Origin of the sequence: Micromonospora maritima, from assembly GCF_902825405.1 — a bacterium.
GTDB classification, from domain to species: domain Bacteria; phylum Actinomycetota; class Actinomycetes; order Mycobacteriales; family Micromonosporaceae; genus Micromonospora; species Micromonospora maritima.
On sequence record NZ_CADEAU010000330.1, the window covers coordinates 1 to 6,022 of the forward strand.

Sequence of the window (6,022 nt, forward strand, 5' to 3'; positions counted from 1 at the left end):
CTCTTCCGATCTTGTGTTGCGGCTCCGGCGCCGCCGCGCTGGTGCTGCACGACCGGGTGGCCCCCCGCTGGCTGGCCGCCGCCGACATCGACCCGGTCGCGGTGGCCTGCGCCCGGCGCAACCTCGACCCGCTGGGGGTGCCGGTCTACCAGGGCGACCTGTTCGACGCGGTGCCCGCCGGCTGGCGCGGCCGGCTGGACCTGGTGGTGGCGAACGCGCCCTACGTGCCGACCGGTGCGGTGGCCATGCTGCCGGCCGAGGCGCGGTTGCACGAGGCGCCGGTGGCGCTGGACGGCGGTGCGGACGGGCTCGCGGTGCTGCGCCGGGTGGCGGCCGGTGCGGCGCAGTGGTTGGCCCCGGGCGGACACGTCGCGGTCGAGGTGAGCGCGGGGCAGGCGCCGGTGCTCTGCGCGGTGTTCACCGCCGCCGGCCTCGACCCGACCGTGGTGCGTGACGAGGAGTGGGAGGCGACCGCGGTGACCGCCCGCCGTCCCGGCTGAGACGCGTGGCGGGAGGACCCGGCGAGAACTAACCTCGGGTCAGGCTCGGCGGGAGGCGGTGACGGGTGGGCAGCACAGGGGTGCCGGTGGTGGTGGGGCTCGACAACGGCGGCACGAGCAACAACGCCACCGTGCTGACCGTCGACGGCCGGTTCCTGGTCGACGGGCTGCTGGAGATCCCCAGTGAGGTCGGTGCCGGCCCGGAGGCGGCGGTCGAGGCCCTCGCGCGGGCGTTCGACGGCGTGCTGGCGCACACCGGGGTGCCCCGGGAGGCGGTGCGCGCGGTCGGGCTGGACACGCCCGGCCCGGCCAGCGCCACCGGCGTGATCTCCTCGCGCGGCTCGACGAACTTCTCCCAGCCGGCCTGGCGGGGCTTCGACGTGCGCGGCGCGCTGGAACGGCGGCTCGGCCTGCCCGTGGTCTACGCCAACGACGGCAACGCCGCCGCGCTCTACGCCCACCACGTCTACTTCGGCGCGGACGCGGCGGCCCGGTCGTCGGTGTCGGCCATCGTCGGCACCGGTCTGGGCGGTGGCGTGGTGGAGAGCGGCCGGGTGGTCGGCGGCGCGGCCGGCATGGCGGGGGAGTTCGGCCACGTGCACATCCCGCTGGACGGGCTGGTCGAGCCGGACCAGCCCGCGCCGGTCTGTGCCTGCGGTTTCACCGGGGACGCCGAGAGCCTCGCCTCGCTCACCGCCATCCGCCGCAACCTGCTGCCGTACTGGCTGGCCCGCCATCCGGGGCATCCGTTGGCCGCCGAGGAGCCGGACCGGGCGGCGAAGCTGGTCCGCGGCTACGGCGAGCGCGGCGACCCGTTGGCCCGCCAGGTGTTCGGCCAGCAGGCGGCGGCGTTGGGCCGGCTGTTCACCATCGCGGCCAACTTCACCGACCCGCACGCGTACTTCGTCGGCGGTGGCGTGGTGGAGGCCGCGCCGGAGTTCCGCGACTGGTTCCTCGCCACCGTCGCCCGACACACGGTGCTCCGTGACGAGCAGCGCGCGGTGGCCACCTTCGCGCTGGTGCCGGACCGGGACATGGCCGGCGCCCGCGGGGTGGCCATCGCGGCGCTGGAGGCGGTACGCGGCACCACCGCGCCGCTCGTTCCGGGCGAGGCCGCCGCCTGACGTCCTTGTCGGGCAGGGGCCCCGGGTCACCGGCTCCGACGCCGACGTGCGCCGTCTCAGGCGCGCGGCGGCGCGGCGGCGAAGGCGGCCCAGGCGGCCGGCGGGAAGACCAGGACCGGGCCGGCCGGGTCCTTGGAGTCGCGGACCGCGACCGCCTCGGGCAGCGGCGCCATCTCCACGCATGCGCCCTCGTCGCCGCTGTGGCTGCTCTTGCGCCAGCGGGTCGGCGCCGGGTGGGGGCGGTTCGTGCCGTTCATGCGGTCACCTCTCGTTCAGCAGATTGAGGAGCTGGTCCCGACTGGCCGCCGGGCTCAGCGCCACGGTCCGCAGGTGCTCCATGATCTTGGTGCAGGTACGCAGGTCGCCCGGCCGGTCGAGGACCATCTGCCCGGCGACCGTCTCCACCGAGGCGATGATCGGGTCCTCGGGGTCCGCGAACTCCAGGATGTGCAGCGATCCCCGGGTGCCCCGGTGGTAGCCGGCGGCCAGCGGGATGACCTGCACGGTGATGTTCGGCAGCTCGGCCATCTTGAGCAGGTGCTGGAGCTGGCCGGCCATCACCGACCGGTCGCCGACGGGGCGCAGCAGCGCGCCCTCGTCGATGATGGCGTCGAGGATCGGCGGATCCTGCCCGGAGATGCGCTGCTGGCGGTCCAGCCGTAGCTGGACGCGCTGCTCCACCTGCTCGTCGCTGAGCGTGTGCGGCCCGCCGCGCATGACGCCCCGGATGTAGTCGGCGGTCTGGAGCAGTCCGGGCACCACCGACGGCTCGAAGTTCGCGATGCCGGTGGCCTCGGCCTCCAGCGCGATGAAGTCGATGGTGCGCCGGTCCAGCAGGTACGAGTAGGACACCCACCAGCCCGGCTTGCGCGCGTCCTTGGCCAGTTGGACCGCCGCCGCGATCTCGTCGGGGCCGACGCCGTAGCTGGTCAGCAACGCGCGCACGGTGGCCGGGCTGATCAGCGTCTGCGCGTTCTCGTAGCGGGACAGGGTGCTCCGGGTGCTGTTGATCTCGTCGGCCGCGGTCTCCAGGGTGAGGCCGGCGGCCTCCCGGTGGGTCCGCAGGGCGATGCCGAGCCGTCGGGCCCGGGCGGTCTTCGGCGCCATGCATCGATGGTCGCACATCGAGTGGGAAAGTGGGCGTGAGAGAAAGTCGATGAGAGTTGCATTCACGCGTGTCCACCTGTCAATCTGTGACGGCGTCCTCACCGCCGGTTGTCGTGGCGACGGTGGTGGTGAGCGACCGGAGGGGATGGGGCGCGCGGCGATCGGGTTTTCTCCCCCACGACCCGATCGTCGCGTGCCCGTACCGGTCCACCAGACGGGGAGGAATCTCGCGATGACGGTGACGGCCTGCCACCTCCGGAACGGGGGTGGCCAGGAATGACCCGGTTCCTCGTGGTCCTCACCGACGTGCGGCCGGGCGACGGCGCCGAACGCGACGAGCGGACCAGCCCCGAGCGGCGTCGGCAGGTCGTCGGCGCGAGCAGCCGGGAGGCGGCCGACCGGATCGCCGGCGCCTTCATGGCACTGGGCATGGTCCGGGCCGGCCGGCAACGGGTCAAGGTCATCGCGGTCGGTCGGCGGCCCCGCCATCCGGCCTTCTGAGCCACACCGGGCCCGCCCTCGCGGACGCGGCGGCGAGGGCGGGGGAGCCGGGCGGCCGGCGGCAGGTCCCGCCGCCGGCCGCCCGGGCTCGTCTCGTTACTCCCCGTATATGTCACCTTGACCGTTTGCCATGCGCCTCCGCGTCTACCCGGGTATCGGCCACCCCTGCCGACGACGCACAGTAAGGTCAACCGGGTGAGCGCCACCGGCGAGCACGGCCAGCCGCAGTCGCGAACGATGAGGTGACCATGACCACCCCAGGCAAGACCCGTGTGGCGATCGTCTTCGGTGGCCGCAGCCCCGAGCACGGCATCTCCTGCGTCAGCGCCGGCAGCGTGCTGGGCGCGCTCGACCCCGACGAGTTCGAGGTCGTCCCGGTCGGCATCACCCGGCAGGGCCAGTGGGTGCTCGCCAACGGCGACCCGAGCGGCCTCGCCATCGCCGACCGCAAGCTGCCGGAGATCACCGCCGGCTCCGGCGCCGAACTGGTGCTGCGCGCCGACCCGGCCGTCGGCGGCCTGATGGTGCTCGACCCGGCCCAGGGCCCGGTGGCGCTGGCCGACGTGGACGTGGTCTTCCCGGTGCTGCACGGCGCGTACGGGGAGGATGGCACCATCCAGGGGATGCTGGAGATGGCCGACATCCCCTACGTCGGGGCCAACGTGTTCGCCTCGGCGGCGGCCATGGACAAGGAGTTCACCAAGAAGCTCTGCGCGGCCGAGGGCATTCCGGTCGGCCCGTACGCGGTGCTGCGCGCCGGCATGTCGCTGAGCGAGGAGGACAAGGAGCGCCTCGGCCTGCCCGTCTTCGTCAAGCCGTCGCGGGCCGGCTCCTCGTTCGGCATCACCAAGGTCGACGACTGGGCCCAGCTGGACGCCGCGCTCGTCACCGCGCGCGAGATCGACAGCAAGGTGCTCGTCGAGGGCGCCGTGGTGGGGCGCGAGATCGAGTGCGGCGTGCTGGAGGGCGAGGCCGGCGGCGCGCCGGAGGCCTCGGTGCTCGCCGAGGTGCGGATGATCGGCGACCGCGACTGGTACGACTTCGAGGCCAAGTACATCTTCGCCGACGAGGTCTGCGAGTACGACGTCCCGGCGAACCTGCCGGAGACGGTGACCCGGCAGGTGCGCGACTACGCCACCCGCGCGTTCACCGCGCTGGACTGCTCCGGCCTGGCCCGGGTCGACTTCTTCGTCACCCCGCAGATGGACGTCTACCTCAACGAGATCAACACCATGCCGGGCTTCACCCCGACCTCGATGTTCCCGCGCATGTGGGCGGCCAGCGGGCTGGAGTATCCGAAGCTCGTCAACCGGCTGATCCGGACCGCCCTGCACCGCGGCGCCGGCCGCTGAGCGGCCGGCGCGGACGTCACGCGGAGCAGCCCGAGGGCGCCGTCTTCGCCGAGGGCACCGCGCTGACGATCGCGTCCGAGATCGGCGTCACCCACTGCAACGGCTGCTCGTAGGTCCTCGGCACCCGGACCCGCACCGGGGTCTCCCGGTCGACCGTGGTCAGCACCGTGGCGTCGGCCTCCTGCACCGGGTGCCAGCAGACCTTGTTCACCGTCCACACCTCGTCGGTGGGCTGCACCAGCGGGGCGCTCCCGCCGCAGGACACGGTCAGGGCCGGGTCGCCGTACGCGGCGTTCTGCTCCGGGCCCGCGGTGACCGGGCGCTGCCGCAGGTCACGCACGCTGTCCGGCAGCTGCGACACGAGGGCGCGGCAGAGCACCGCCGGGCGCTCGGCCAGAGCCGGGGCCGGCAGCTCGACCGGCGCGCTCGACTGCGCCCGAGGGCTGGCCGACGCGCTCGGCGTGGCCTCGGGGGAGTCCGGGGCGAGCTTGGCGAACGTGAACCCCGCCACGGCCAACGTCACCGGCACCGCGATCACCGTCGCCCAGAGCGCGGCGCGCCGGGTGGAGCCGTCCCTGCGCGGGGAGGTGTCCTTCTCTTCCACTTACAGCCGCACCACCGAACACGTGAGGGTGCGGGTGATGCCGGGCACCATCTGCACCTTGCTGACGATGAGTTTGCCGAGCTCGTCGACGGTGTTCGCCTCGGTGAGCACGACCACGTCGTAGGGCCCGGTGACGGCGTCGACCCGCACCACGCCGGCAAGGTCCGCGATCAGACCGGCCACGTCACGCGCCCGGCCGACCTCGGTCTGGATGAGGATGTACGCCTGTACCACGACTCGACCTCCGTCCGTCGCCGCCTGGGGCGGCCCGAAGGGTGAAACTACCGTACTGAGCGGCCGTGATCCCTATCGGTCGCCGGGCGGACGCGGTGAGCGAGCACACGCGGGCGCGGGGAGGGGTCGGGACGTGCGGGACGACGGAGCGGGACGAGGGGACGGCATGACGGTCGCGGGTGTCGGGGAGTTCGGGCTGATCGACCGGGTGACCGCCCGGCTGTCGTACGGGGAGAGCTGCCTGCTCGGCCCCGGCGACGACGCCGCGGTGGTGGCGGCGCCCGACCGGCGGGTGGTGGCCTCCACCGACGTGCTGGTCGAGGGACGGCACTTCCGGCGGGACTGGTCCGGGGCGCGGGACGTGGGACACCGGGCGGCGGCGGCCAACCTGGCCGACATCGCCGCCATGGGCGCCACCCCCACCGCCCTGCTGGTGGCCCTCTGCATGCCGGCCGAGCTGGACCCGGCCTGGGCCGAGGAACTGGCCGACGGGCTGGGCGCGGAGGCGGCGCTGGTCGGCGCGAGCGTGGTCGGCGGGGACATGTCGGCCAGCCCGACGCTCACCGTCGCGGTGACCGCGCTCGGCGACCTGGCCGGGCG

Annotated in this window: 9 protein-coding genes; 5 read left to right on the plus strand and 4 right to left on the minus strand. The window is 73.9% G+C overall.

Annotation, left to right across the window (positions count from 1 at the left end; genetic code table 11):
* Both HUW36_RS23425 and HUW36_RS23430 read left to right on the plus strand, forming a co-directional pair.
* The coding region (locus HUW36_RS23425; protein ID WP_174530153.1) for a methyltransferase at positions 1–500 on the plus strand (500 nt) is incomplete at its 5' end.
* 65 nt (positions 501–565) lie between these two features.
* Positions 566–1,624, plus strand: coding sequence for an ROK family protein (locus HUW36_RS23430; RefSeq protein ID WP_174530154.1), 1,059 nt, complete (start codon positions 566–568; stop codon positions 1,622–1,624).
* A 56-nt stretch (positions 1,625–1,680) separates the two neighbouring features.
* Here the strand turns inward: HUW36_RS23430 and HUW36_RS23435 are convergent, their stop codons facing one another.
* Both HUW36_RS23435 and HUW36_RS23440 read right to left on the minus strand, forming a co-directional pair.
* Positions 1,681–1,881, minus strand: a complete 201-nt coding sequence (locus tag HUW36_RS23435) for a DUF397 domain-containing protein (RefSeq protein WP_174530155.1) — start codon at positions 1,879–1,881, stop codon at positions 1,681–1,683.
* Between the two features lie 4 nt (positions 1,882–1,885).
* On the minus strand, positions 1,886–2,731 hold the full coding sequence (locus tag HUW36_RS23440) for a helix-turn-helix domain-containing protein (protein WP_174530156.1): 846 nt from the start codon (positions 2,729–2,731) through the stop codon (positions 1,886–1,888).
* A gap of 276 nt (positions 2,732–3,007) precedes the next feature.
* Between HUW36_RS23440 and HUW36_RS23445 the strand changes: the two genes are divergently transcribed.
* Both HUW36_RS23445 and HUW36_RS23450 read left to right on the plus strand, forming a co-directional pair.
* Positions 3,008–3,232, plus strand: a complete 225-nt coding sequence (locus HUW36_RS23445) for a hypothetical protein (protein WP_091580438.1) — start codon at positions 3,008–3,010, stop codon at positions 3,230–3,232.
* 248 nt (positions 3,233–3,480) lie between these two features.
* Positions 3,481–4,584: a D-alanine--D-alanine ligase family protein gene (locus HUW36_RS23450; RefSeq protein ID WP_174530157.1), complete on the plus strand. Its 1,104-nt coding sequence runs from the start codon at positions 3,481–3,483 to the stop codon at positions 4,582–4,584.
* Between the two features lie 16 nt (positions 4,585–4,600).
* Here the strand turns inward: HUW36_RS23450 and HUW36_RS23455 are convergent, their stop codons facing one another.
* Positions 4,601–5,188: a DUF3515 domain-containing protein gene (locus HUW36_RS23455; RefSeq protein ID WP_174530158.1), complete on the minus strand. Its 588-nt coding sequence runs from the start codon at positions 5,186–5,188 to the stop codon at positions 4,601–4,603.
* Complete coding sequence (locus HUW36_RS23460; protein WP_013284547.1) at positions 5,189–5,422, minus strand: Lrp/AsnC ligand binding domain-containing protein; 234 nt, start codon at positions 5,420–5,422, stop codon at positions 5,189–5,191.
* A 166-nt stretch (positions 5,423–5,588) separates the two neighbouring features.
* Between HUW36_RS23460 and HUW36_RS23465 the strand changes: the two genes are divergently transcribed.
* The coding region (locus HUW36_RS23465) for an AIR synthase related protein (RefSeq protein WP_246248297.1) at positions 5,589–6,022 on the plus strand (434 nt) is incomplete at its 3' end.

Coding starts and splice junctions, on each gene's coding strand:
- HUW36_RS23435 (WP_174530155.1), bottom strand. CDS start 1,881: ATGAACGGCACGAACCGCCCCCACCCGGCGCCGACCCGCTGGCGCAAG.
- HUW36_RS23445 (WP_091580438.1), top strand. CDS start 3,008: ATGACCCGGTTCCTCGTGGTCCTCACCGACGTGCGGCCGGGCGACGGC.
- HUW36_RS23450 (WP_174530157.1), top strand. CDS start 3,481: ATGACCACCCCAGGCAAGACCCGTGTGGCGATCGTCTTCGGTGGCCGC.
- HUW36_RS23440 (WP_174530156.1), bottom strand. CDS start 2,731: ATGGCGCCGAAGACCGCCCGGGCCCGACGGCTCGGCATCGCCCTGCGG.